The 25,206-nt window shown below is 64.1% G+C and carries 20 protein-coding genes; 12 read left to right on the top strand and 8 right to left on the bottom strand.

Features of this window, described 5'->3' with window-relative positions:
* The first annotated feature begins 91 nt into the window (after positions 1-91).
* From VF992_06570 to VF992_06560, 3 genes are all read left to right on the top strand, one after another.
* The gene (locus VF992_06570; GenBank protein HEX9340817.1) at positions 92-1,024 is read left to right on the top strand and encodes a Fic family protein; all 933 of its coding nucleotides are present in this window, start codon (positions 92-94) and stop codon (positions 1,022-1,024) included.
* 123 nt (positions 1,025-1,147) lie between these two features.
* Complete coding sequence (locus tag VF992_06565) at positions 1,148-2,548, top strand: UDP-glucose/GDP-mannose dehydrogenase family protein (GenBank protein HEX9340816.1); 1,401 nt, start codon at positions 1,148-1,150, stop codon at positions 2,546-2,548.
* 396 nt (positions 2,549-2,944) lie between these two features.
* Complete coding sequence (locus VF992_06560; GenBank protein ID HEX9340815.1) at positions 2,945-3,916, top strand: phosphotransferase; 972 nt, start codon at positions 2,945-2,947, stop codon at positions 3,914-3,916.
* 243 nt (positions 3,917-4,159) lie between these two features.
* Here VF992_06560 and VF992_06555 read toward each other — a convergent pair whose 3' ends face one another.
* Together VF992_06555 and VF992_06550 are read right to left on the bottom strand one after the other, a co-directional pair.
* Positions 4,160-6,439 carry an ABC transporter ATP-binding protein gene (locus VF992_06555; protein ID HEX9340814.1) on the bottom strand — a complete coding sequence of 760 codons (2,280 nt, stop codon included), beginning with the start codon at positions 6,437-6,439 and terminating at the stop codon, positions 4,160-4,162.
* A complete protein-coding gene (locus VF992_06550; protein HEX9340813.1) occupies positions 6,436-9,042 on the bottom strand; it encodes a glycosyltransferase in 2,607 nt (868 codons plus the stop codon). The genes VF992_06555 and VF992_06550 overlap by 4 nt, the downstream gene beginning before the upstream one ends.
* Before the next feature lie 184 nt (positions 9,043-9,226).
* Between VF992_06550 and VF992_06545 the strand changes: the two genes are divergently transcribed.
* Together VF992_06545 and VF992_06540 are read left to right on the top strand one after the other, a co-directional pair.
* A complete protein-coding gene (locus VF992_06545; GenBank protein HEX9340812.1) occupies positions 9,227-10,306 on the top strand; it encodes a phosphotransferase in 1,080 nt (359 codons plus the stop codon).
* Positions 10,307-10,310: 4 nt separating this feature from the next.
* On the top strand, positions 10,311-11,483 hold the full coding sequence (locus VF992_06540) for a hypothetical protein (GenBank protein HEX9340811.1): 1,173 nt from the start codon (positions 10,311-10,313) through the stop codon (positions 11,481-11,483).
* Between the two features lie 233 nt (positions 11,484-11,716).
* Here the strand turns inward: VF992_06540 and VF992_06535 are convergent, their stop codons facing one another.
* Positions 11,717-12,673 (bottom strand): NAD-dependent epimerase/dehydratase family protein, encoded by a 957-nt coding sequence (locus VF992_06535; GenBank protein HEX9340810.1) that lies wholly within the window; start codon positions 12,671-12,673, stop codon positions 11,717-11,719.
* A gap of 665 nt (positions 12,674-13,338) precedes the next feature.
* A complete protein-coding gene (locus VF992_06530; GenBank protein HEX9340809.1) occupies positions 13,339-14,325 on the bottom strand; it encodes an NAD-dependent epimerase/dehydratase family protein in 987 nt (328 codons plus the stop codon).
* A 195-nt stretch (positions 14,326-14,520) separates the two neighbouring features.
* Here VF992_06530 and VF992_06525 point away from each other — a divergent pair, with 195 nt between their 5' ends.
* Positions 14,521-15,819, top strand: a complete 1,299-nt coding sequence (locus tag VF992_06525; protein ID HEX9340808.1) for a sugar phosphate nucleotidyltransferase — start codon at positions 14,521-14,523, stop codon at positions 15,817-15,819.
* Between the two features lie 49 nt (positions 15,820-15,868).
* Positions 15,869-16,804: a hypothetical protein gene (locus VF992_06520; protein ID HEX9340807.1), complete on the top strand. Its 936-nt coding sequence runs from the start codon at positions 15,869-15,871 to the stop codon at positions 16,802-16,804.
* Between the two features lie 15 nt (positions 16,805-16,819).
* Here the strand turns inward: VF992_06520 and VF992_06515 are convergent, their stop codons facing one another.
* Complete coding sequence (locus tag VF992_06515) at positions 16,820-17,344, bottom strand: pyridoxamine 5'-phosphate oxidase family protein (GenBank protein HEX9340806.1); 525 nt, start codon at positions 17,342-17,344, stop codon at positions 16,820-16,822.
* 147 nt (positions 17,345-17,491) lie between these two features.
* Here VF992_06515 and VF992_06510 point away from each other — a divergent pair, with 147 nt between their 5' ends.
* Positions 17,492-17,875 carry a RidA family protein gene (locus tag VF992_06510; protein ID HEX9340805.1) on the top strand — a complete coding sequence of 128 codons (384 nt, stop codon included), beginning with the start codon at positions 17,492-17,494 and terminating at the stop codon, positions 17,873-17,875.
* 24 nt (positions 17,876-17,899) lie between these two features.
* Here VF992_06510 and VF992_06505 read toward each other — a convergent pair whose 3' ends face one another.
* The 3 genes from VF992_06505 to VF992_06495 all read right to left on the bottom strand — a co-directional run bounded on the left by VF992_06505 (position 17,900) and on the right by VF992_06495 (position 20,120).
* On the bottom strand, positions 17,900-18,241 hold the full coding sequence (locus VF992_06505; GenBank protein ID HEX9340804.1) for a hypothetical protein: 342 nt from the start codon (positions 18,239-18,241) through the stop codon (positions 17,900-17,902).
* Positions 18,242-18,432: 191 nt separating this feature from the next.
* The gene (locus VF992_06500) at positions 18,433-19,245 is read right to left on the bottom strand and encodes a DNA primase (protein ID HEX9340803.1); all 813 of its coding nucleotides are present in this window, start codon (positions 19,243-19,245) and stop codon (positions 18,433-18,435) included.
* Positions 19,246-19,292: 47 nt separating this feature from the next.
* On the bottom strand, positions 19,293-20,120 hold the full coding sequence (locus tag VF992_06495; GenBank protein ID HEX9340802.1) for an aldo/keto reductase: 828 nt from the start codon (positions 20,118-20,120) through the stop codon (positions 19,293-19,295).
* Between the two features lie 185 nt (positions 20,121-20,305).
* Here VF992_06495 and VF992_06490 point away from each other — a divergent pair, with 185 nt between their 5' ends.
* From VF992_06490 to VF992_06475, 4 genes are all read left to right on the top strand, one after another.
* Positions 20,306-21,175, top strand: a complete 870-nt coding sequence (locus tag VF992_06490) for an arginine deiminase family protein (GenBank protein HEX9340801.1) — start codon at positions 20,306-20,308, stop codon at positions 21,173-21,175.
* A 134-nt stretch (positions 21,176-21,309) separates the two neighbouring features.
* Positions 21,310-22,038: an SDR family NAD(P)-dependent oxidoreductase gene (locus VF992_06485; protein HEX9340800.1), complete on the top strand. Its 729-nt coding sequence runs from the start codon at positions 21,310-21,312 to the stop codon at positions 22,036-22,038.
* Between the two features lie 137 nt (positions 22,039-22,175).
* Positions 22,176-23,156: an aldo/keto reductase gene (locus VF992_06480; protein ID HEX9340799.1), complete on the top strand. Its 981-nt coding sequence runs from the start codon at positions 22,176-22,178 to the stop codon at positions 23,154-23,156.
* 69 nt (positions 23,157-23,225) lie between these two features.
* Positions 23,226-25,160 (top strand): aconitate hydratase, encoded by a 1,935-nt coding sequence (locus VF992_06475; GenBank protein HEX9340798.1) that lies wholly within the window; start codon positions 23,226-23,228, stop codon positions 25,158-25,160.
* The last annotated feature ends 46 nt before the right edge of the window (positions 25,161-25,206 follow it).

Below are 25,206 nucleotides of genomic sequence, written 5' to 3'. Positions count from 1 at the left end.
CCGCGGGCGCAAGGTACCTCGGTATGGTATTTATGGACATAATATGTGTATACCATACTCTTATAAGTAGTCTGTATGTCCTACACATGTCATGATGCGAGAAGGCATATTACGCACCCTCCGGGACGAGCTGCTGACGCGCGGCGCCCTCGATGCCCTGCCGGAAGGCGTGTGGAAGCGCGCGGGTGCGCTCAACACGTGGGGCACGAATGCAATCGAGGGGAACACCTTGAGTCGCTCCGACGTCGAGCGAATATTGCTCGAGCAAAGATCCGTCGGCAACCATCCGCTGCCCGACGTCATCGAGACGATCCAGCACGCCGCAGCGTTTGCGAACCTCCTTGAGCGTCGGAAGGCCCCGATCCGCCTCGCCACCGTACGGGAGCTGCATGAGGAGGTGTTCCGAGGCATCAAGTCGGATGCAGGACAATGGCGGCAGGTCAACGTTCGAATCGCGGGCATGAAGCACGCCCCCCCGCGGATGGAGAAGGTCGTACCGATGATGTCCGCATGGGAGGAAGAGTACGGCAAGCGAGACATCTTCGGCGAAGATCCGTTCGCCCTAGGCGCATGGATGCACTTCGAATTTGAGTCCATCCATCCGTTCAGCGACGGCAATGGCCGGGTTGGACGGCTCCTCCTCAACCTCCATTTCTTAAGGCACAGCTGGCCGCCCGTGCACATCTTGCCACCGGACCGGGACCGATACCTCCACGCCCTCGACCGAGGCCACGGTGGAAACCTCTCCGACCTCGAGGCACTTCTGCGGACGACCATGGGCCGATCCTTGCTCGACCTCCTGGACCTCGTCGGCACCCGCGAGGACGAGCTGAAACCGCTCCGTGCCTTGTCGAAGGGGTCGCCGTATTCCGCGAAGTATCTGAGCCTACGCGCGAGCCAGGAAGAACTCCCGGCCGTGAAGGTGTCGGGCGACTGGCGCTCGAGCGGCCGCGCCTTGCGACTCTACACCGATCTTGTCGGCCGAGGCCCATCGCGAGCGGACCGGCGAGGCCGGCTCGGCTGATTCGGTTCGCCTTGATCCCGTGGACACTCCGGGCCCGGAGCGGAAGACCCTTCGATTTCTTGGGCCGACGATTCGAATCGAACACGAAACATTACAAGCGAACACCAGCGCGACCCCCAGCGTATGAGGGGGCACCACGTCACTCTGATTCCAATGGCACGACATCGGCCTTCCGTCTCGCTCGTGGGCCTGGGTTACGTCGGCTTGTGCACGGCTGTTACATTCGCCCAGCGCGGGTTTGAGACGGTCGGCATGGACGTCGACAGGGAACGGGTCGCCCTCGTCAAGGCGGGGCGAGCGCCAATCCACGAGCCGCGGCTCGACCGGATGCTGCACGATGCGTTGCGGACCAAGCGACTGACCGTGACGGACGATGTGGCGGATGTCGCGTCGACGGATGCGATCTTCGTGACGGTCGGGACACCGAGCCGTGCGGATGGGGCGATTGACACGAGTTACGTCGAGGGCGCGACGCGCCAAATCGGGAACGCGCTTCGCGGCGAAGCGGGCTACCGACTCTTCATCGTGAAGTCCACCGTCACCCCGGGCACCACGCGGACAATCGTGAAGCCGCTGCTCGAGGAATCGAGCGGGAAGATGGTCGGCGACGGCCTCGGCCTCTGCATGAACCCCGAGTTCCTGCGAGAAGGAACTGCGATCCAAGATGCCTTCCATCCCGACAAGCTGGTCATCGGATGCGCCGATGCCGAATCGGGACGTCGACTGAAACGGCTCTACCGAACCCTCTATGGGAAGGACCTTCCGCCCACGATCGTGACGACGCCGGAGACCGCGGAGATGATCAAGTACGCAAGCAACGCGTTCCTCGCCACGAAGGTCAGCTACATCAACACGATCGCAAACATCGCCCAGCGCGTACCCGGCGTCGACGTCGAAGAGGTGGCGGACGCGATCGGCCGCGACCCGAGGATCGGGCCGCACTTCCTGAAAGCGGGCCCGGGATACGGAGGGTCATGCTTCCCCAAGGATGTCCAAGCGCTCATCGCCTTCGCCCGCACGCGAGGATACGACCCGAGCCTCCTCGACGCCGTCGAAGACGTGAACGAGAGACAAGCGGACGAGGTGGTAGAACTCTCCGAGCGGCTCGTGGGATCCCTAGAAAACAAACGCGTCGCGGTCCTGGGCCTCGCGTTCAAGAAGGACACGGACGACATTCGCGACGCGGCGGCGATTCGGGTCATCCATCGGCTGCGAGAAAAGGGCGCACGAGTCGCAGCATATGACCCGATGGCGATCCCCGCTGCACGCCGCGCCCTCGGTGACGAAGTCGAATTCGCGGCGGATCCGAAAGCCGCCCTCGCCGAGGCGGATTGTTGCATCGTGATTACGGAGTGGGACGAGTTCCGTGCGCTCAAAGCGGAGGACTTTACCGCGACCATGCGGTCTCCGAATCTCGTCGACGCGAGGCGGCTCTACCGACCGGAAGAACTCGACGGTGTGCGGGTCCTCGCGATTGGCCGGGGTCATGATCATGCGAAGGGGAGCGACGTCCCACGGCGGTAAGCAGCGTGGAAGGGGAGACACGAGCCGGCCACGATCGTCGATCCGGCGGCTTACTTCTCGAGCGTCCTCGCGAGAGAGGAGCCCTTCGCAGAGCTGGATCGGCGATTCCCATCCGGCTGAAGCCCGGCGACGGCCAAGGATATCTACCCCCCCCCCGAGTGTGTGTTCGAGACTAACCGCCTGTGCTCGCGTGTGAGCCTCCCGTTCATCCATTCCGTCCGCGTCAATGGATTATAGAGGCCAGGGCCCAATCGGACATCGGAGGATGGTCCCGCGGATCCAATCGAGCTGTCGAAAGCAATCTCGCAATTCAAGGCAGTCTTGGAGCAACCTGACGTCCGCGTTGAACTGCAACGGATCATCCAATCCCGCTGGCCTGACCACGCGCCCGGGGGGATGCACGTCCGAGACCTCCGAGCGCATCGGCATCGTTGCACCTTCGAAGTTTCGTTCGGGCCGGAGGATGACGAACGAAGCGTCATTGTGAAGGTGTACGACAAGGATCGCTCCGATGTCTTTGACGTGATGGAGTCGGTCGTCGCCGCAGGTTTCGACTCTGATGCATTGTTCGCGATCGCCAGGCCCCTGGCTTGCCTGGATTCTGCTCGCATCCTCGTGCAGGAAAAGGTCCTCGGGACCGAGGCCGTGGAGATTTTCAGGGGCGACGAAATGGAGAGGCAAATCGAAGCGGCCAGGCGATGCGGGACTTGGCTCGGGCACTTCCACACGAAGGCACCGCTACAAGGCGCCCTCCGCGGGCCGGACCGGGTGCGCTTCGCTATCCGATTTTGGGCGCAGGGGCTCTGCGACGCCGGTGGGCCGTTCGCGGGCAAGGCCGAACGCCTGCTGCGGAAATTGGAGGCCGAAGCCCCCACCGTCCTCGGCGAGTTCGAGCCGCGCGCGAGCCACGGAACGTACATGCCCGAACACGTCATGCTGTCCGGAGCCCGGACCGTCTCCATCGACCTCGACGAGTATCATATCGCGGACCCGGCCCAAGATCTGGCATGGTTTATCATATCGCTCCAACGGCTCGGCCTGGAGGAACGGAAATCCCTCCGTGTCTACGACCGTGTGATCGAAGAGTTCCTCCGCGGGTACGCGTGCTCAGGTCCGCCGATCGGACTGAGCCATCTGCCTTTTTTCAGAGCCACAGCGTTTCTGTTTCAAGCGCATCGCGATCTCTGCAAACTCCAGCCTCCCGTCCCGGACTGGAGCGAGATCATGCTCGATGAAGGAATCAATTCGCCTCGATGGGAAGACGCGGATCGCGACGACCTTCAGACGCCTCCGCTTGTCCCGCGGGGCGCCCGGCAAGTACGAGGGCGTCATCCGGGTCGGATCGATGAGCGAACGGAAGTTGACTAAGGGTCGAGCCACAGCGATGACATCCCCGAGCCCGTCGGGCGCGCCATCTGGGCCACGGCGCTTTGTTCAGCACCTCCTTTCGGACTTCAGCACCCACAAGTGGAACCAGGAATGGGTCAGTCGATTTCGGGGGTCGCGCACTTGGCAGTGACAGTTCACGATGAAAGCCACGGACGGAGACCGTTCGTGAGCCCGGCGGTCAGTTGATCGAGCTTCGGCAGCGAGGGTCCGACCTTGCCAGAATCAGACGCTCCCCTCGCCGACGAGGGCGCTTCCGGACGCTTCCGTGCCGGCCGCGGCCAACTGCTGGAGGCTCGCCGCGACCTCGTTGGTCAACCGGCTCATCCCGTTCGGCTCCAAGAAGAGGATGACGTCGCACGCCCTCAGCGTGCTCGGCCGGTGCGCGATCATCAGGGTCGTACGGCCATTCATCAGCCGGTGGATCGCGTCGATGACCGAGGCCTCGGTACGCAAGTCGAGCGAACTCGTCGGCTCATCGAGGATCAAGATCCGCGCGTCCTTCAGGAAGGCACGGGCGAGTGAGATGCGCTGACGCTCCCCACCCGACAGTTTCATCCCCCGCTCGCCCACCTGTGTTTCGTACCCGTCCGGAAGATTCGTGATGAACTCACTTGCGTTGGCTAGCCTCGCCGCCGCTTCGATTTCACGATCGGTCGCGTCCGGCTTGGCGAAGCGGATGTTCTCGGCGATGGTCGTCGAGAAGAGGAGGGTGTCTTGGAGGACAACGGCGAACTGGTTCCGGAGATCGGCGACCTTGTAGTCGCGGAGGTCGATCCCGTCGAGGGTGATCGCGCCCTCCGTCGGGTCGAAGAACCGCACGAGGAGGTTGGCGAGGGTCGTCTTCCCAGACCCGGTCGGGCCGACGATGCCAAGGCACATGCCGCGGGGCAGATCGAAGGACACATCGCGCAAGACGGGCCGACTTGCATCGTATCCGAAGGACACTCCTTTGAAGGCGATATGGCCGACGGCGGACTCGAGCGGACGTGCATCGGGTTTCTCTGGGACGTCGGCTTTTTCGTCCAGAATTTCGAGAAATCGCTCCATCCCAGCCATCGACTTCTGGATGTCGAGGACCTTTTTCCCCACGTCTTTCAAAGGCGAGTAGAATTGGGTCATGTAGTAGTAGACCACTAGCAGGTCGCCGGCGAGCAGGGTCCCCGCCTGCACGTGCTGGACGCCGATGAACAGGACGGCCGCCAAACCGATTGCCGTTACGACACCGACAATCAGGCTGTATTTACCCTGGTCGACGGTCACGTTGAGCGAGGCTGAGGCCGTCTTCGTGTAACGGGAACGGAACTGCTCGTTCGCTCGGGCTTCCTGGCCATACGCCTTCACGACGCGTGATGCGCTCAACGACTCCTGTGCGACGGACATCGCCGCACTCTCAGAGGACTTCACGTTGCGCCAGCCGACACGAATCCGACGTCGATAGGTGAGCGTGAGCAAGAACATGAAAGGGGACACGAGCAAGGCGATGAAGGCGAGCTGCAGGTCGAGGCTGGCCATGACCACGATCATCCCTCCGAGCGTGAGGATGGCCGTGACGAGAGGGACGAGGATTTCCGTCGACAGAGATGAGAGCGCGGTCGCATCGTACTGGATGCGGTACGTGGAATCCGTGGTCCCCTTCGTGTCGTGATACGCGGTCGATAGACGCTGCAATTGACGAAATAATCGGACTCGCATGTCGACGTTCATTTGGTTTCCGAGGCGATTGGTAAGCCAGGCGTTCGCGAGATTTTGCAGTTGGGTGAGGACCGTCGCTCCCAGGAGGATGCCAATTGCGATCGCCAACACCGCCTCATTCGCGGCCCCAGAGGGATTAGGCGTCAGCCACGCGACATAGGGCATCAGCCACGCCACATAACCCGGGAGCGGTTTCGACCCGACGACGTTGTCTACGATGAGCTTGATCGGCAAGGGAGTGATCAAGGTCAGCGGCACCGACGCGAAGGACACGAGGAAGAGCAAAGCGATGGATGGGACGTATGGGCGCATTGCACGGAGTAGCCTCCGACCCATCCGCCGCTTGGCCGGAGGGCGCTCCCGAGTTTGCAGGACTTGACGTGCGGTGATGAGCCACAAAACTCCCAACGCGAAAATCGGCCCAATGAAGCGGACCCACCGTGTGGGGACCGTCGAGAGCGCGTCGAGCGCAAAATACGAAAGGAACGCGCCGGTGATCAGTTCGGCCGCGGTTGCGATGAACCTCCGGTCACGCTTGTCGCGGACCGAAGGCGGATGGGCGCCCACGGGCTCGGACCGCTGCGGGGTTGTCCTCCGGCTCGGGATCGCGGGGCTGTCGTGGGCCCTTCGTTTGTCGTCGAGGCGCCGCGGCTCATGGGAAGGGCGATCGGACTTCCGGTCGGTGGCCTGTTGCTCGTCGAGAGGCCGATGGGACGCTCCGTCGGTCGCGCCACGAAATTCATCGGGATCGACGCGTTTGGGGGACCGCCGCTTCGTCTCCTCCTTCGGCCCATCGTCAGGCGGGGTCACTCCAGTACCTCCTCGTGTGGCTCCCGTGGTCGAGGCGGTTCATCGGCCTGCTTGATTTCGTCTCTCCCTTCTACCGTCGTGGACGGCGCCGGTTCGGTGGCTCCGAACCGTCTGACCCATTCGCCTAGGATGCCCGCCGAGAATCCGCAGTCGGCCAACGCCCGCGCAGCGACAAAGGCCGCGATCACGGCCGCCACGATGCTCGATACCCACACGCCGGATTGAAGGGCTCCCACCGCGAGAGCCCCAAACGCGGCGGAGAGGCCGATCGCCGACCGGGAAACCTTCGGAGAAATTCGGAAGCGCAAGAGTTGCTTCCGCGGGGCGTGGTCCTCCACGGCGAGGAGTAACTGACTCCTTCCGAACGGTCCTCCAAGGACCTCCAAGTCCCATGCGTCGAACTCCCCGCCGACCCTCACGATCGCGCCCGCCGTTTGGAGGTCCTTCTGAAGCGCTCTCAATGTATCCTCCGGCGGTTCGCGCTCGTCACGCCAGTAAATCATGCGAAGGGGTCGGAGCCGAGGTCGCGTCTTCGGGCCTCGCCTCCGCCAGGGAGTCAAGCCGCCCCGCATCCTCCCGACGAGCCTGGCCATCGGTTGGGAGAGATGCAGGACCAGGACGACCGTCCGGAGTTCGAGGAGTGACCACCGGCTGGTCGCACGAGAGCCGAGGAAGCGGGCCCGGGCGGCGGAGATCGCGGCTTGGGCGACCGGCACAGCGAGGGAAAGGAGCAGGCACGGCCCGAGGAGGAAGGACGCTTCCCACCCCAGGCTGAGCAGGAACATCCCAGAGAGGATCGCGACGAGCAGGTACCACTCGGGCATCAGAGCCCAAGACCAGCGAGAACGGATCGGTTGGTACAGCGACTGGAACGGTGCCGTGCCCCAGACGCCTTGGTAGACACGTCCGCCCAACGAAGACAGATCGTAGGAGACGCCTCTGCCATAGATCCTGCCGAGCCAGCTCAACCGCCCGAGGGAATCGTACCGCGAAGGCCATTTTTTCTCCAGCAACGCTTCCGCCTTTCCGTATCCGACCTGCTGTTTCCAATACGTTCGAAGGGACCGGCGGCGATGGTGCCAGACGACCGCCGCGGCGGAATATCCGATGACCTCCCCGCGGTCCCGTAGTCGCCAACAGAGATCGACGTCGTCGCCCGCGGTCCGGAACACGGGGTCAAACCCTCCGATCGCTTCGAGCGCGCTCTTCCGGAACGCCATGTTGCATCCTGGGATGTGCTCCGCAGTCCGATCGGTGAGGAGAACCGCGTTCGGCCCGCCGGGGGCGTTCGCAATCGCGCCTGCCCTCCATCCGTCAGTCGATGGGGCGAGGTTCGGGCCGCCGACCGCAGCGTATTTGGCTTCCATGAAGGAAAGGGCGAGGAACCGCAACCAGTGTGGGTCCGGGTAGGCGTCGTCGTCGATGAACGCCACCATCTCTCCCGTGGCCGCTGCGATTCCGATGTTGCGCGCTCGGCTCAGGCCTTGATTCTCCTCGTGGATGACCCTGTAGGGATAGCTCGAGATGATCTGCGCGGTCCCGTCGGTCGAGCCGTCGTTCACGACGATCACTTCAAAGGAGGGATAGTCCAAGTTGCGTAGGGCTTCCAGTGTGTCGCGAATCGTCGACGCGCCGTTGTACGTGCACACAACCACTGAGAATTTCGGCCACTGGAGTCCGGGCGGAAAGGGCGATTCCGCGAAGGCTTTTGACACTGCGGGAAGGGCGAGCTTCGGCGTTCGATCGAGGGTCGTCAAGCCGAAGGCCCAGTCCTCGACCCGGTACTTCCCGTGGTACCATTCATCCGTCCAGGCGAAGATGATGACCCCGGCACAGCCGAGCAGGAACGCGGCTTTGACCTGCGACTCCAGCATCGTGGCTTGCCGTTGTTCCCCCCCGCGCAGACTGTCCAGCCCAATCTCCGCGAGCATCACGGGACGATCGTCGCTCAAACTGTGCAAACGGGAGAGATAGCCCTCGAACGAATCACGGGATTCGAGGTAAACATTGAAGCAGAAAAAATCCAGGAATGGTAGGCGCAGGTATTCGGTCGACGGGTAGTTTACGTAGGTGACCAAGGCATCCGGATCCTCCTCCTTGGCAATCCGGTACAAGCGTTCGATGAATCTTTCGACGCGACGCCGTCCGTGCCACCGGACGATCGACGTGGGGATCTCATTCCCGATGATGTAACAGAACACGGCGGGATGGCCCGCGGACGAACGAATCCAGGTTCGGACTCGTCCTTCGATCTCCTCGACCCTCCTCGGCTCGCCCAGGAAGGCCATGTGCTCGCCCCAGTTGAGTCCGATCATGACCCGGAGCCCATGCTCCAAGGCTGCGTCCAAGAGCCACCGAGGCGGCGCGGTGTACACGCGTACGACGTTGAAGCCGTGCGCCGCCATCTGCGAGAAGTCCCTCTCCACCTTCTCGGGCGTCAGACGCTCCTGCCGGTTTTCGTCCATATAGAATGTACCATAACTGATGCCGCGAACCCAGAACTTCTCGGCCCCCACGAACAGGTACTTTCCTCGGACCGTGGGACGGCCCACAACGGTGCTCCGTTGGGTCCGAGACTCCGGCGTCGCTTCGGGGACGGTCATCTCACCGCCAACTTCTACGATTCTCGGATATCAAGAGGTTGTCGGTACATCCGAACACAACGCAAAGCTTATCTGGATATACCCGGAACACGGTTCTGTGGACGACCGATGATGGTGGTCAGAGGCCCTCGAACCGAACTCGATGTGGTGTCCGATGAGGCCATTCGTTCGGCCATCGTGAGGTATGGCCCTGATTGACGGTCTGGACCAGCTTCTCGCTGGCTCCGGGCAGCCGGGCCTGCCCGAACTCCGCGGATTGCTGCAGGAACTCCTCGGAGGGCCGGCCGCCAAGGGGAGCTTCCTCGGACATTCGCAACTGAAGCCGCAGTCCACGCGGGTGTTCCGCTTGCGCTTCGCCGTCAACGGCCATCCCGACACACTCATCGTCAAGCGTCTGAGTCCCGCAATCGCCCACCGGAACGAACTTGCGGCGAAGCGCTGGCTTCCCGCGGCCGGTCTGGGCAGCATCGGTCCACCGTTGGCGGGCAGCGTCGCCGACCCCACTGGGGCCTGCGTCTGGCATGTGTACAACGACCTCGGTCCGCACGGGTTGGACCCGCAACGTGCTGCACCCGAGGCGGTCCGAGCGGCCGTCGAACAAATCGCGCGGATGCACACTCGGTTTGCCAGGCATCCACTGCTGGGGGAAGTCCGGCTCCACGGCGGTGACCTGGGGATGCAGTTCTTCAGGGCGAACGTGAAAGACGCCGTCTACGCCCTCGACGCGTGGGAGGCGGGCGCAAGCGACGAAGCCCTGCGCCTCCGCCTCCTCCAACGTCTCGACGCCCTCCGACGAGACCTTCCTGAGCGGGAACGACTCGTCGAGGACTCGGGAGGAGCGGAGACCTTGCTCCATGGCGATCTGTGGGCCATGAACGTCTTCGTGATTGAGACGAAAGACGGACTGCAGGCACGCCTCATCGACTGGGACCACGTTGCCGTCGGCCCGTTCAGCTACGACCTATCGACGTTTCTCCTGCGCTTCCCGGTCGATCAGAGGCAATCCATCCTCGAATTCTACCGCAAAGAAGTGGAAACACAGGGATCGCGGCTCCCCGAGCAGGACACCCTGAACGCCCTCTTCCAGACCGCCGAGTACGCTCGAATCGTCAACCGGATCATCTGGCCGGCAATCGCTTTGGTCATGGACCACGCCGAGTGGGCGACCGAGGCGCTCACGGAGGTCGAGGGGTGGTTTGATCAGTTCAAACCCGTCCTCCCGTCGCCTGTGCCGCCTGAGCGAACGCTTGAGCGCGCGGGGTGACGGCGTGACCAAGCCAACCGTGGTCATCGCAGCCTACAATACCGTCGCCTTTCCTGAGGGCGGAGGGCACTTCTGGGTCTACCTCCAATATGCGCTGGGACTGCGCCAACTCGGCTGCGACGTATACTGGCTGGAGGCCTTTCGAACCAAAGGTCGCACCGACCAGGAGGCCGCCGCGCTGGCTACCTTCCGCGAGCGGATGCAACGGTACGGGCTTGAGGGCAAGTCCATCGTGTACGTGACGGATACGAAGAAGCCTCCTTCCAAGGCGCCGACTGGATACCTCGACATGAAACGGGACGAGGCGGAAACAATCTTTGAGGGAGCGGATTTCTTGTTGAATTTTCACTACGGGATCAGCCCCGCGCTGCTCGCGCGCTTCCAACGCACCGCGTTGGTGGATATCGATCCAGGGCTCCTCCAGTTCTGGATCTCCCGCGGGCAACTGACCGTCCCTCGACATGACCTGTATTTCACCGTAGGCGAGAACGTGGGCAAGCCGGGCGGCAGAATTCCCGATTGCGGTTTGAGCTGGATCTCCATCCGGCCGCCCGTCTACCTCGATCAATGGCCCTACCGGTTCGACCCGAACTGCGAAGCTTTCACGACTGTCTCCATCTGGGATTCCTCAGATTGGGTCGTGGACGGGGACCAGAAATACGAGAACACGAAACGAGCCGCGTTCCTGGAGTATTCCGACCTACCCCGGCTGACCCGGCAACCGCTGGAGCTGGCCTTGTTTCTGAAGAGGGAGAGGGACATGAAGGAGTCGAAGGAGATGGAAGGGCGGGGTTGGCGGATCCGCCTCTCACGCGACGTGGCGGCCACACCCGAGATGTATCAGAAGTACATCCAGCAGTCGCGCGGCGAATTCAGCTGCGCCAAACGTTCGTACATCGAATTCCAGAACGCATGGGTGAGTGACCGTACTGCGTGCTACTTGGCGAGCGGCAAGCCGGTCGTGGTCCAGGACACCGGTCCGAGCGCATTCCTGCCCAACGATGAGGGCATGTTCCGCTTCACGACGCCTGAGCAGGCGGCACAGGCGTTCGACATTATCAATGCCGATTATGAACGCCACTGTCGTGCGGCGCGAAAGCTGGCGGAGGCCCACTTCGACACCAAGAAAGTCATGGCAGGAATCCTGAGCCACGCGCTGACTCAAGGTGGGTCCTAGCGAAACGGGATCGAATCGCTCCTCCGGGCCAAGGGGTTGACGACGGTCATGTGACGAGCTATCGCATTGAGCGCGAAATCGAGTCGCCAACGCTGTGTGGCCCCCGCATCCACCGCGCGTCCGCCGAGCGGAGGATCCCCCTCATCAGCTACCATCAAGCCGCCGACGTCTCGGTCGAGATTCCCCAGGCAGGCCGACGTGGTCTTCAGGACTCGCAGGCTTCTCAGACCTTCTCAGGTCGCAGCCGGGGTCGTCTCGATCGTGAGCAGGCGCTCCTTGAGGGTCTCCAATCCTTCCTCCAAGGGCACTCTGGCCTCAAAGCCAAGCACTGTCCGAGACTTCGCGGGATCTCCGATGAACCGGCGGACGTCGAAGCCGTTCGAGGAGCCCTTGAGGATCTGGGACGACGAGCCCGTCACCTCCACGACCATCTTCGCAAGGTCCGAGATGGACACGCCGCGCCCGGTAACGAAATGAAACTTCTGACCGAAGAGGTCGTCCCTGCCATCCAAGGTGGCCTGGTACGCTTTCAGAATCCCGAAGACGGTGTCATCGATAAACGTGAAATCCAGCACTTGGTCGCCGCCGAAGAGGGTGATGTCTTCCCCTCGAAGAGCCTTCGCCATGAACTTCGGAATCACCCGCTCCGGCACGTCTCGCTCGCTACCGTACACGTTCGAGAAGCGGAAGATCACCTGATTGACCTTGTGACCATTGGTCTCGGGGGCCGCATACGTCAGACACGCCCGTTCCGCGCACAGTTTCGTCATGCCGTATACCGAAATCGGGTTGTTCGGTGCGCTCTCGGTCACCGGGAGAGTCTCCGGCTCGCCGTACACCTCCCGGCTCGACGCATAGAAGAGGACCGGCTTGGACCTCGATTTCCGGCAGGACTCGAGGACGTTCAACGTGCCCAGCTGATTCGTAACCCAACAACTGTACGGATCTTGCTGGCCCCAAGCGACGCGCGACACCGCGGCGAAATGGAAGACGGCGTCCTTCCCCCTCGCGGCTTCTCGCACGGACCTGTAATCTCGGACATCGCCGCGGACCTTCGCGCACCCAAGCCCTCGGGAATTCGAGGTGAAATGGAGGTCAAATAGCGTTACCGATTGGCCGAGAGCCACCAGGCGTTCAGCCAAATGGCTTCCGACAAAACCATTTCCTCCCGTGATCAAAATCCTGCCCACTCGATTTCTCCACACCCCCGGCAAGGGCGTAATAAGTGAGACGGCAGATACTTAGTCATATTGGAACAGTTTTTGCAGACGCTCGACGCCACGACGCCGTCGTGATGCGGTGCGTCCCCGGCCGTGCCCCCACTGCCATAGCTATAATGGGACCAGGGGTAAATCAACAGGTTGTGGTGCTATCAAAATTGAAACTAGACCTCCCGTAGGAATCCTGGTGGAGGCGAACCCGAGGGCGGCCCTCACGACGGTGCGGCGGTCTACCGCTCCAGTCGTCTAGTGCCGCAAGATCGCCCTCTGCATTTCATCGCGTGAAATGTCCGCTCTGGAATCCGTGGGAGCCTTCGGCGCGTATGGTTGTTCCAGTTGCGGCCGACCATGACCCAGAGCCCGGCTTGAAGGCCCTACCCAAGACGCACCGCGGCGGGCCGATGTGCATCCGGACGACGCTGAAAGCCTTCCTCCGTCATCCGCGCGAAGCCATGATCGACCACCTTGGGCGTCAGGTGCGCTCCTGACCCGACTCGTCCACCTGGAAGGTGCCGTAGCTCACGCCGCGGACCAGAACTTTCTCCGAGCCGACGCAAAAGGTCTTACCGCGGACGCAGGGCCGCCCGAGGACCACGCTCGGTTCCGTCAGAGCTTCCTCGTTACCTGCGACACATTCACCACCCCGGGAGCTCCTCGACGACGGTGGGAGACCCACGGACCCCACGAGTAAAATCTCGATGACTCGTCGAGAGCATTCTCTCCTTCAAGCGTTTCAGTCCGTCTTCGAGCCGGACACGCGGAGCGTACCCGAGCATCTTCTGCGATTTCCGCGGATCGCCGATGAAACGGCGGACCTCGAACCCGTTCGCGGAGCCCCTGACGATCCGGGAGGACGAACCTGTCAGGTTGACGATCATCTCGGCGAGCTCGGAGACGGACACCCCCCTCCCGGTGACGAAGTGGAATTCCTCGCCGACGAGGTCGCGGCCGTTGTCGATCGTCGCGAGGTACGCCCGCAGGATTCCGCCGACCGTGTCGTCGATGAAGGTGAAGTCGAGCACTTGCTCGCCGCCGTACAGGACGATGTCCTCGCCCCGCAGGGCGCTCGCCATGAACTTCGGGATCACCCGCTCCGGCAGATCCCGCTCGCTCCCGTACACGTTCGAGAACCGGAAGATCACCTCGTCGACCGAGCGGTCGAGTCCGCTCGAAGCGGCATACGACCGACAGGCCCGCTCCGCGCAGAGCTTCGTCACGCCGTAGACCGACACGGGCGCCTTGGGGTGGGCCTCGTCGACGGGCAGGTAGCGAGGCTCGCCGTAGACCTCGCGGCTCGACGCATAGAAGAGCGTCGGCCGGGACTCCGACTTCCGGCACGCCTCCAGGACATTCAACGTGCCGAGCTGGTTCGTCGTCCAGCAATTGTACGGATCCTCTTGGCCCCACGCGACGCGAGAGACCGCCGCGAAATGGAAGACCGCGTCCTTCCCTTCGACCGCATCGTGAATCGCGGCGTAATCGCGGACGTCCGCCCGGACCCGCTCGCAATCGAGGGACTTCGTGTTCGCGTTGAATTCGAGGTCGAGGAGGGTAACGTCATCGCCGAGGTCCTCGAGTCGCTCCGCGAGATGGCTCGCGATGAACCCGTTGCCTCCCGTCACCAAGACCTTTCCGATCGACGTCCCCCCTGGTCGTACGGTTCGATGACCGTCCGTGGGACCCGTTCTATATAGGAGAAAGGCGCGGGTCATATGGGCCGTGTGTTCGGATGTGCTCAAAGAGAGTCGAACTGTCACGGATGTCGAGAACGTGACGGAATATCCTTTTGACACCCCTCCAAGTCTGAGGAGGACTCGGTGGCGCGCGTGGACTCCCAACCAACAACGCTGTCGACCCCTTCACGGCTCGATGGGCACGAGGCGCTCATCACCGCGGGCGGCGCGGGGACGAGACTCCTTCCGTTCTCCAAAGAAATCCCGAAGGAAATGTTCCCCATGATCTGCTCCGATCGGGATGGTTCCCTGATCCTGAAGCCGTTGATCCAGGCGATCTTCGAGCAGCTCCACGCGGCCGGAGTCCGTAGCTTCTACATCGTCGTCGGACGAGGCAAGCGGGCCATCGAGGATCACTTCTCCGTGGATTCGGGGTTGCTGGAGTACCTGGACAAGGACGGGAAGGCATGGAAGAGCCTCGCTGAATTCTACGAGAAGATCCGATCCTCGAACCTCGTGTTCCTCAATCAGGCCGAACCCCGGGGGTTCGGGGATGCGGTCCTCCTCGGCCGGCCCGTCATCCGCGGGAACTTTTTGCTCCAAGCGGCCGACACGTTCATCCAGTCGGCGGGGGACCGATACCTGCATCGGCTGGAAACGGCGCACCGAAAGTACCGCGCGGCGGCGACGGTCCTGTTCCGTGACGTCCCGGATCCGAGGGCGTACGGGGTGCTCGAGGGGATTCGCCTCGAAGACGGAGTCCTGAGAATCACGTCCGCGGTGGAAAAACCTCGGGCGCCGAAGAGCAACCACGCGATCATGCCGGTCTACGTCTTCACGGACCGGATTTTTGACGCCCTGTCGAGCGTCCCCCCCGGCAAGAACGGTGAGCTGCAACTCACGGATGCGATCCAGGAACTCATCGTGGCGGGCGAGACCGTGATCGGCGTCCGGCTCGGTTCGGACGAGGTGGCCTTGGACATCGGCAGCCCCGAGACGATGGTTGACGCCCTTCGGCTCGCGTTGCAATCCGTTGACATTAACGGGAGCGATGTCTTGGCGCTCGGGGAGACTCCTCTCGTGACCGCTGTTGCCGGGGCAGAAGCGGCCCGCAGCCATCCCGAGGTCGGAACGAGAACCGGCCGCCGCGCCTCTGAACGGCCGCGAGGCCACGGCTCGCCTTCAGGAACGAACGACGAACGAGTACGGATCAAGCAGGTTGCGCGGTGGCTTTCCACACTGTACGCATCGCTCTTGAGGCCGCCCTGGCAGTCGCGCACGCGTGGCTGGCGACCAGCCGGAATTGCGCGGCGGTCCTGGGAGAACTTGTTTCGGCGGGACGATCCCGGGCCGCTTGATCCCGTCGGCGTCGAGCCGTCGGCCTTGAGTCCCATCGATCCCCCCGAGACGGGATTCACCGACCGCGTGCCAACAATGAAGTAGCGAGACGCCTCACGTTCCGACGGGAGGCTCCGCGACGTCGGAAGGCGCATTGGCCTGGCTCCTGGAGGAGGACCAGCCCTCCGTGCGGTATCTGGCGCTCACGCAACTGCTCGAGCGGCCGGAAGATGATCCTGACGCGAGCGGCGCGAAGGAGGCCATCCCTCGGAAGGGGTGGGCGGCGGACATCCTCGCGGCACAGCGACCGGGAGGATTCTGGATCAACGACGAGAGCCTGTACCGCCCGAAGTACCTGTCCACGAACTGGATGCTGCTGATCCTCTCGGACCTCGGCCTCACGAAAGAAGAGCCTCGAACCCGCGCGGCGTGCGAGCTGTGGATCGAGCGGTTCGCGAAGGACGATGGCGGATTCTCCATGGACGGCGCGAAGGCGAGCCACCTGTGCGTCGTCGGGAACACGGCCCGTGCCCTCGTGAAGTTCGGCTACGCGGACCACCCGAAGGTCCGAAGCGCCCTCGAGTGGCTCGTCCAGCATCGAGACAAGAACGGCGGCTGGAGCTGCTTCGGGAGCGGCCGCAACCTGGACTCGTGGGAGGGGATGAGCGCCTTCGCCGCCTACCCGAGGGAGAAGTGGACAGAGGGGATGAAGCGCGCGGTCGAGGACGCGGCCGAGTTCTACCTTCAGCGGGAGCTGCACAAGCAGGGTTCCCGCTACGAGCCCTGGTATCGCTTCCACTATCCGATCCACTACTACTACGACATCCTGGTCGGCCTTGACTTCATGACCTCCCTCGGCTACGGCGCAGATCCGCGCATGCGCGCCGCCGTGTCGCTCCTCAAAGAGAAGCGGCGGGCGGACGGCCGATGGAACCTCGACGCGGTCCATCCCGACCTCGATGCCAAAGTGGCCAAGTGGTACACGAAAGGTCTGCCGACTCCGTTCGCGCTCGAGAAACCGGGAGAACCGAGCAAGATGGTCACGCTGCGCGCGATGCTCGTCCTGAAGCGCCTCGGCGAATCGATATGACGTGAACGCCCGACCTCATGGCTTCGGCACCGACACGATCACGAACACGGCGCCCCCGAACACCCGTTCGTCCAGGATCTTGACCGTCCTCGGCACGAACCGATAAAAGCGATAGGACCGAAGCTGATCGGCCCCGCGCTTCGACGCGCCGGATGTCATCGCGACGTTTCGGGCGTAGCGGGGGAACCGCTGGCCGTAAAGCCGTTCCGCCCGCCGCGCAAGGGGACCCACAGCCTGATGGCACGTTCCGAAGAGCTGGAGTCCGCGGTCGGGCCTGCCCCAAACCTGCGTCGAGCGGAACACCGCCACGGCCATCGACGGATTCCGATCGAGGTTGCGGCAGTGCGTCGAGCTGGCGTCCGAAAGGAAGAAGATTTCCATTGCGGGGGAATAACAGAAGTACGCGGTGTTGATGTGCGCCCCGTTCCGAGGTCGAATCGTCGACATCGAGCACAGCACGTTCTCGCCCACGATCCGTCGGATGCTCTGCTGAACCGCCCCCTCCGACCATCCGCGCTTCACGCTCTTCAGATAGGTCAAGGACGGAACCCTCGGAACGCGACCAATCCCGACGCGGATTGCGACATCGAACCCGTCATCGGAATCCGGCCAAAAAAGCCGACGCTGCTGGCGGTTGCTCGCGGACACGACGGAATCCCTATCCCCGTCGACGCGGATACGCCGGCCATGACGCATGAGGCGGTGCGGACGGACCTGCCCGCGATGGGGCTCCCGTTCTCTTGGGGCGTGCGGTGGCGGGATCTCGTTTTCGTCGCGGGGCAAGGGCCGCTCGGGCCCGACGGAAAGGTGGTCGACGGCGACATCCGAGAACAGACGCGACGGACGCTCGAGAACTTCCGAGGCGTCGTGGCGGCGGCCGGATCTGGAATGGACCACGTCCTCTCGACGACGGTCTATCTGAAGGACCTCGGAGAATTCGCGGCGATGAACGAGGTGTACGCGACGTTCTTCCCGCGGGAACCGAGACCCGCCCGGGCGACCGTGCGAGCGGACCTGCTCTTCGGGATGAAGGTGGAGATCCAAGGAATCGCGTACGTTCCCGAATCGTAGGCCCAGACGGACTTGACGGTCGCCTCAGTCGATCTCCGAGGGCGCACGTGGCGATCCGCGGACGTTGAGGATCATGTCCCTCGCCTTCTCCTTCGACGGGTAGACGCAGAACGTCATCCGCGCGCCCCACTTCTTGTTGAGCCGCTGAAAGAGTTCGCTGAGCTTCTGAAAGTCCTGTTCCGTGAAGTGGACCACCCCGAGGTTCAAATCGAACTCGTACTTCGTCGGCCCTCCTCGGTGGAATCGGATCGGGATCGAGCCATAGAGCTTGTACCGGAACTTTCCGAGCTCCTCGACCAGTTCGTCTAAGCGTTCCTTGTTCGCAAAGGGCTCGAGTGGATCGAAGGCCGTGGCAGCCGTTCGCACTCCTCCGGACTCCTCGGAAAACCGAAGATCGCCGTGGGATACAATGTTTGCGACCCGAGGCGCAAAGGTTTCAATCCACCGTGGGCCATGCGGTGCCGATGGCGCAGAAGAAGCGGAAGAAGGCCGGGAAGAAGGCGGCGAAGAAGAAGGCCTACTACGCGGGCCGCAAAGAACTTCGGGCAAAGAAGTAGTCAGGGACGCGCGCTGCGGGGTCGGGCCCGAGGGTCGTCATAACGGAACCGTTCCAGACGGGAGCGATCCACGGGGACCACGATTCGAGAGACCATCCCGTGGAGGGAATAGGGCAGACGGATGAGCCGCATCTCTCCCGAGGTGACCCATTCGTCGACTGCGTATCTCCGGGCGACGCGCCGCGCAATCGTCCCCCGCTCCTTCCGACTCAGGCGGAAGCCGTCCGCATCGAAGACGTGGATGTGGAAGCCCCGTCCCGAGTAGACGACGCGGAGGCGGGTCCATCGCCGCGACAACTCATCGTGGAGTTCCGCCGCCTGCCGCCGCACTTCCTCGAACTCCCAATCGCAGAACGACAGGCCTTGCCCGCGCCTCATCTTCTCCGCGATGTCGCCGTGGACGGGACAGTCGAGGTTCTCCGGATCGAGGTCGAAGGCGAGCTCCTGGCCGAGAAAGTAGCGGCTGCGCCACGCATGCGCATAGTCGATGCCCGCCTCGCGTGCGTCGACCAGAGAGGAATAGACATTCCGGTCGTAGTACACGCCTTCGGGCAGGTACTTCGTCAGGAACGGACGCAAGCCCCTCGGGCCCCGCACGTCGTCCACGATGAGCGGCACGTTCTTCAGGGACCGGAAGCGCCGCGGGTAGATCCCCGAATGACGGCCCACGATGAGCGCGTATGCCCGGTCTCCGGGGGGCCGGGCCATCCAGCGCTCCGCCGCCCCGTAGTCCATCCGATCGCGATAGAATGCGCGTCGCGTCTCGAGGGAGGCCGGTTCCAGGTCTCCGGGCAGCTCGTACCGTCGGCGCACCACGCCCCGGGAACGGCCGCGACGCGTAAAGCCTGCTCGTCGAGCCGCTACGGCTGGTCGTCCGGGTCCCAGTCGACATGGGACCCCTCGTCGAGCGCGTCGAGGCGCGCCATCGCGGCCCGCGAGAGCTCGAAATCGAAGACCTGTGCGTTCTCGCGGATCCGTTCGGGTCGGACCGACTTCGGGATCACGACGAGGCCATGCTGGAGTCCCCAACGGATCAGGACTTGGGCGGGCGTTTGTCCGTATTCTGCGGCGAGGGCCCTGATTACGGGATGGTCGAGTCGATGTCCGCGGGTGAGCGGGCTGTAGGCTTCGAGCTGGATGTCGCGGCCCCGGCAGAACGCGAGCAGATCCGATTGATAGAGGAACGGATGGAACTCGACCTGGTTCACCGACGGCGGGCTGGGCGAGGACGCCAGGAGAGCCTCGAGGTGGCGAATCGTGTAGTTGCTCACACCGATCGACCGCGCCAGCCCCTTCTCCTTGAGTTGGAGCAGCGCCTTCCACGATTCCAGGCGCAGCTCCGGCACGGGCCAGTGGATGAGGTAGAGGTCGATTGAGCCGACGTCGAGCTCCCGCCGGCTTCGCTCGAACGCCCGGAGCGCCGCCTCGTATCCGTGGTCCGTGTTCCACAATTTCGTCGTGATGAAGATCTCGTCGCGCGGGATCTTGCTCGCACGGACCGCCAAGCCGACGTCCTGCTCGTTCCCGTAGAGCTTCGCCGTGTCGATCAGTCGGTAGCCGGCCTCGAGCGCCGCCGCGACCGCCCGCTGCGTCTCCTTCCCGGATGCGGCCTGCCACACCCCGAGCCCGAGGGCCGGCATCTTCGTCCCGTCGGTCAGCGGGACGCGGGTGTCGAGGGAGAGCGCCATCCGGGCGGCGACCGCGGGCGCGCTACTTGAATCTTGAGCGCCTCAGGACTTCGGAATCTCCTTCTTCGGGTCGACGAACGACCTCCTGCGCGGGAACGCCAGGATTTGTTTGACCTCCGTCCCGCCAAGCCGGCCCCGCGGAGGAAAGCGTAAGAGCCCCGCAGGTTTTCGTCATCCGGACAGCCGTGACCGCGTCCTACGGATCCCAGAGCATGACCGACCCGTTGCGAATTGTTCTCGTCCGTCGACCGGACGATTCGTTCTCAGTCGCGGATCCGAAGGCGTGGGGCTACACGGCACGGCCGAATCTGGAAGCCGCCCGGAACGAACACGACGGGCTCGTGGCCCTGTTGCGTGCGTCCGGCGTCGACGTCCGCAGGGATGCCGAACCGCAGCCGGGCCGGGCCGATGCGATCTTCGTGCACGACCCCGCGATCGTGACGGACCGAGGCGCGATCGTGTTGCGGATGGGCAAGGAGCTCCGGCGAGGCGAGGAGGCGTCGATCGGAAAGGCCCTCGCCAAGGAGGGCGTGCCGATCGTCGGGAGCCTGCGGGCCCCGGCCACCGCAGAAGGCGGTGACCTCCTCTGGGTGAACCACGACGTGCTCGCGGTCGGACGAGGCTTCCGCACGAACGCCGATGGGCTCCGGCAACTTCGCGAGATCCTCGGCGAATCAGGCGTACGCACCGAGCCGGTCCCGCTTCCCTACCACCGAGGACCGGACGCGTGCCTCCATTTAATGTCCCTGATTAGCCTCGTCGACGAGGACCTCGCGGTCGTCTACCGGCGCCTGCTGCCGGTGCCGTTCTGGACGGACCTCCGAGAGAGGGGATTCGACTTCATCGACGTGCCCGAGCACGAGTTCGAGACGATGGCTCCCAACGTGCTCGCGGTGGCCCCGCGGGACTGCATCACTCTCGAAGGCAATCCGATCACGAGGCGACTGCTCGAAGACGCCGGGTGCCGCGTGCGCACATACCGGGGGAACGAGATCTCGCTGAAAGCGGAAGGTGGCGCGACCTGTCTGACCCGCCCCATCCTCCGAGCTCGTTGACATCTCAAGCACGGGAGGGGGCGTCTCGAGGCAGTCTATCCAGGCGGTGGGGTCCGCGCCTTTGCGCCATCGGACGACCCCCTTGAGGGGGGTTGAAGTACCCGGCCCGATTCCGGTCTGCAGGGGAGAGGCCGATGGAGATCCGTGATTCGGTCGCGATCGTCACGGGAGCCTCGCGCGGCATCGGGCGAGCGACCGCCTCGTTGCTGGCCGAGCATGGCGCGAAGGTCGTCGTGAACGCGCGGAAGGAAAGCGAGGGCTTGCTGGGCGTCGCGAAGGAGCTCCAGGCCCGAGGCCCGGTGCTCGTCGCCGCGGGGGACGTCGGAGACTTCGATGCGTGTCGGACGATCGTGCGGTCCGCCGTCGAGCGATTCGGACCCGTCGATGTCTTGGTGAACAACGCGGGGATCTTCGAGCTCAAGAAGGCCGCGGTGATGGAACCACGGGACTGGGAGTCCATCTTCCGCGTCCACGTCTTCGGCGCGTTCAACATGATCCGCCACGTGCTGCCGACGATGATCGAACGAAAGCGAGGGGTCATCGTGAACATCGCCTCATTCGCGGCGGTGCGTCCGCCCGGTCCGGGCCGCGCCCACTACGCGGCCGCAAAGGCGGCGCTCCTCGGGCTCACGCGGGCGCTGGGCCTCGAGGTGGCGCACGCCAACGTCCGGGTCGCCGCGGTCGCCCCGGGCCTCACGGACACGGAAATGGTCCGACGGGGGATTCCGAACCTCGCGGAACGGGTGGCGCACATCCCGCTCGGCCGCATGGCAAAGCCAGAAGAGATCGCCCACGTGGTCCGGTTCCTCATCGAGAACGATTTCGTGACCGCGGAGACGGTCTTCGTCTCGGGCGGCGAGTGACCGGAGACGCTCGGCCTACGATTTCGGGATCTCCTTGTTCGGATCGATGAACGGTTTCCCGCGCGCACGTCACGAGCGGCGTCAACCTTTTCCCAAACGGCGGCTTTTCGGCGGACCTTCATAGGGGGCTACGAGTCATGAAAACGCGCACGCTGGGACGGCAAGGCCTCAAGGTCTCCGAAATCGGGTTGGGCTGCATGGGCATGTCCAAGGTCTACGGACAGCCGGACGAGGCCGAGGCGATCCACACGATTCATCGTGCGCTGGAGCTCGGGGTGAATTTTCTCGATACCGCCGACGTGTATGGTCCCTTCACGAACGAGAAGCTCGTTGGCCGGGCGATTGCGGGCCGCCGCGACGAGGTCGTGTTGGCCACGAAATTCGGCCTCGTTCGCTCAAGCGAACCAGGCAGCCGCAGCCTGGACGGCAGCCCGGCGCACGTCCGAGAGGCGTGTCACGCTTCGCTCGAGCGGCTTGGCGTCGACACGATCGACCTCTATTACCTCCACCGGGTCGACCCGAAGACGCCGATCGAGGAGACGGTCGCCGCCATGGCCGAGCTCGTCGACGAGGGCAAGGTTCGATACCTGGGCCTCTCTGAGGCGTCGTCGAAGACGATCCGGCGGGCCCATGCGGTCCATCCGATTTCGGCGCTCCAATCCGAGTATTCGCTCTGGACCCGCGACCCGGAAGGGGAGATCCTGTCCACCGTGCGGGAGCTCGGCATCGGGTTCGTCGCGTTCAGTCCTCTAGGCCGCGGATTCTTCACGGGGACGATTCAATCTCCGGACGAACTCGACGCCGACGACTTCCGACGGTCCCTTCCTCGCTTTCAACGTGACAACTTCCACCGGAACCAAGAACTCGTCGAGCGGATCCGCGAAATTGCGGCGGAGAAACGGGTGACCTCGGGGCAGCTGGCACTCGCCTGGCTCCTGCGCCAGGGGGACGACATCGTCCCGATCCCCGGGACGAAGCAGCGCAGGTATCTCGAGGAGAACGTCCGCGCCGTCGACGTGCACCTCACGCGGTCGGACCTCGAACGGATTGACGCGGCATTCCCGAAAGGGGCCGCCGCCGGGGACCGCTACGCCGACATGTCGTCCGTGAACCGATAGAGGCGCGGCGGCCGAGTGGGTGGGAAGGCTCATGAACGGGAGCCGTCATCCGCACGGACGAGGCGGGACATGTCCGGAGAGACGCTGACCCACAAGCTCGTCAAGTCGCACCTCGCCGATGGCAAGATGCAGGCCGGCGAGGAGATCGCCATCCGGATGGACCAAACGCTCCTCCAGGACGCGACGGGCACGCTCGCGTGGCTCGAATTCGAACAGATGGGCCGGGACGGCGTCGCGATCCGGCAGGCGACCCAGTATGTGGACCACAACATCCTACAGACCGGATTCGAGAGCGCGGACGACCACCGCTTCCTTCGGAGCGTATGTCAACGGTACGGAGCCCTCTTCTCGGGACCCGGCAACGGGATCAGCCACTGGGCCCACATGGAACGGTTCGATGTGCCGGGGGAGACAATGCTCGGATGCGACTCCCACACGCCCCACGCGGGCGCTTGCGGGATGCTGGCGATCGGGGCCGGCGGTTTCGAAGTGGCGAGCGCGATGGCGGGGGAACCGTATCGACTCACGATGCCTGAGGTCGTCAACGTCAAGCTGACCGGCGAATTCAGGCCCTGGGTGAGCGCGAAGGACGTGATCCTCGAGCTCCTGCGCCGGTTCGACGTGAAGTGGGGGAAGAACAAGGTCCTCGAGTACACCGGCCCGGGGCTGAAGGAACTGACCGTCCCGTCCCGGGGGACGATCGCGAACATGGGAACCGAGCTCGGCGCGACCGCGTCCGTATTCCCGGCAGACACGATGACGAAGCAGTTTCTCGCGGCGCAGGAGCGCTCGAAGGAGTTCCGGCCGCTGGCGGCGGAAGGGGACGCGGCGTACGATGACACCGTGGACGTCGACTTGGGCGAAATCGAACCGCTCATCGCCTGCCCGTCGAGTCCGGATAACGTGAGGCCGGTCCGAGAAGTCGCGGGGACGGACGTCGCCCAGGTCGCGGTGGGGAGCAGCGTGAACTCGTCGTTCCGAGACCTAGGCGTGGTCGCGCACGCCCTCGACGGGAAGCGTGTGGCCCCCGGGATCTCGATGGCCGTCTCGCCGGGCTCCCGCCAGACGCTCCTCTTGATGCTGACGAGCGGCCTCATGACGAAACTCATCAAGGCGGGCGTCCGGGAACTCGAGGTCGCGTGCGGGCCGTGCATCGGCATGGGCTTCGCGCCGCCGACGAAAGGGGCGTCCGTCCGGACGTTCAACCGCAACTTCGAGGGGCGCAGCGGGACCGCGGACGATCTCGTCTACCTGTGCAGCCCCGAGACGGCGGCAGCCACCGCTGTGCGAGGCGAGATCGCGGATCCGCGGGACCTCGGGGAGGCTCCGATCGTCAAGGAGCCGACGAAGTATCCCATCGACACGTCCGGGTTCGAATGGCCGCCGAACGACCGGGCGTCGGTCCAAGTCATCCGGGGCCCGAATATCGCGCCGCTCCCGGTCGCGCAGCCGCCACCGGACACGCTCGATGGCGAGGTCCTGATCCGGCTCGGCGACAACATCTCGACGGACCACATCATGCCGGCCGGCGCGAAGGTGCTCCCGCTGCGGTCGAACATCCCCGCAATGGCGCAACACGTCTTCGAGTACGTCGACCCGACGTTTCCGGCGCGGGCGAAGAAGGGAGGCGGCGGCTTCATCGTCGCCGGCGAGAACTACGGCCAAGGGTCCTCCCGGGAGCATGCGGCCGTCGCCCCGATGTTCCTCGGCGTGCGACTGGTCCTCGCGAAGAGCTTCGCCCGGATCCACCTGGACAACCTCGTGAACTCGGGCATCCCGCCGGTCACCTTCGCGGATCCGACGGGGTACGATGCGATCGGGGCGGGCGACCGACTGCGGATCACGAACGTCTTCGCCGCGATCCGCGGCGAGCGCGACGCCGAGGTGGAGGACCTGACCCGCGGCACGCGGACGGCGGTCCGGGTTGACCTGAGGCCACACCAGCGTGAGGTCCTCCTCGCGGGCGGCGGCATCCGGTACGCGCAGGCCCATCGCGCAGGATGAGCCGCGCGGGTTTAAGTCGGCGCGCGCCGATATCCCCCCGAGGGGG

The sequence above is a fragment of the Thermoplasmata archaeon genome (assembly GCA_036395115.1).
In the GTDB taxonomy this organism is placed as follows: Archaea; Thermoplasmatota; Thermoplasmata; order RBG-16-68-12; family RBG-16-68-12; genus RBG-16-68-12.
This window is presented reverse-complemented; position numbering and strand designations above follow the sequence as displayed.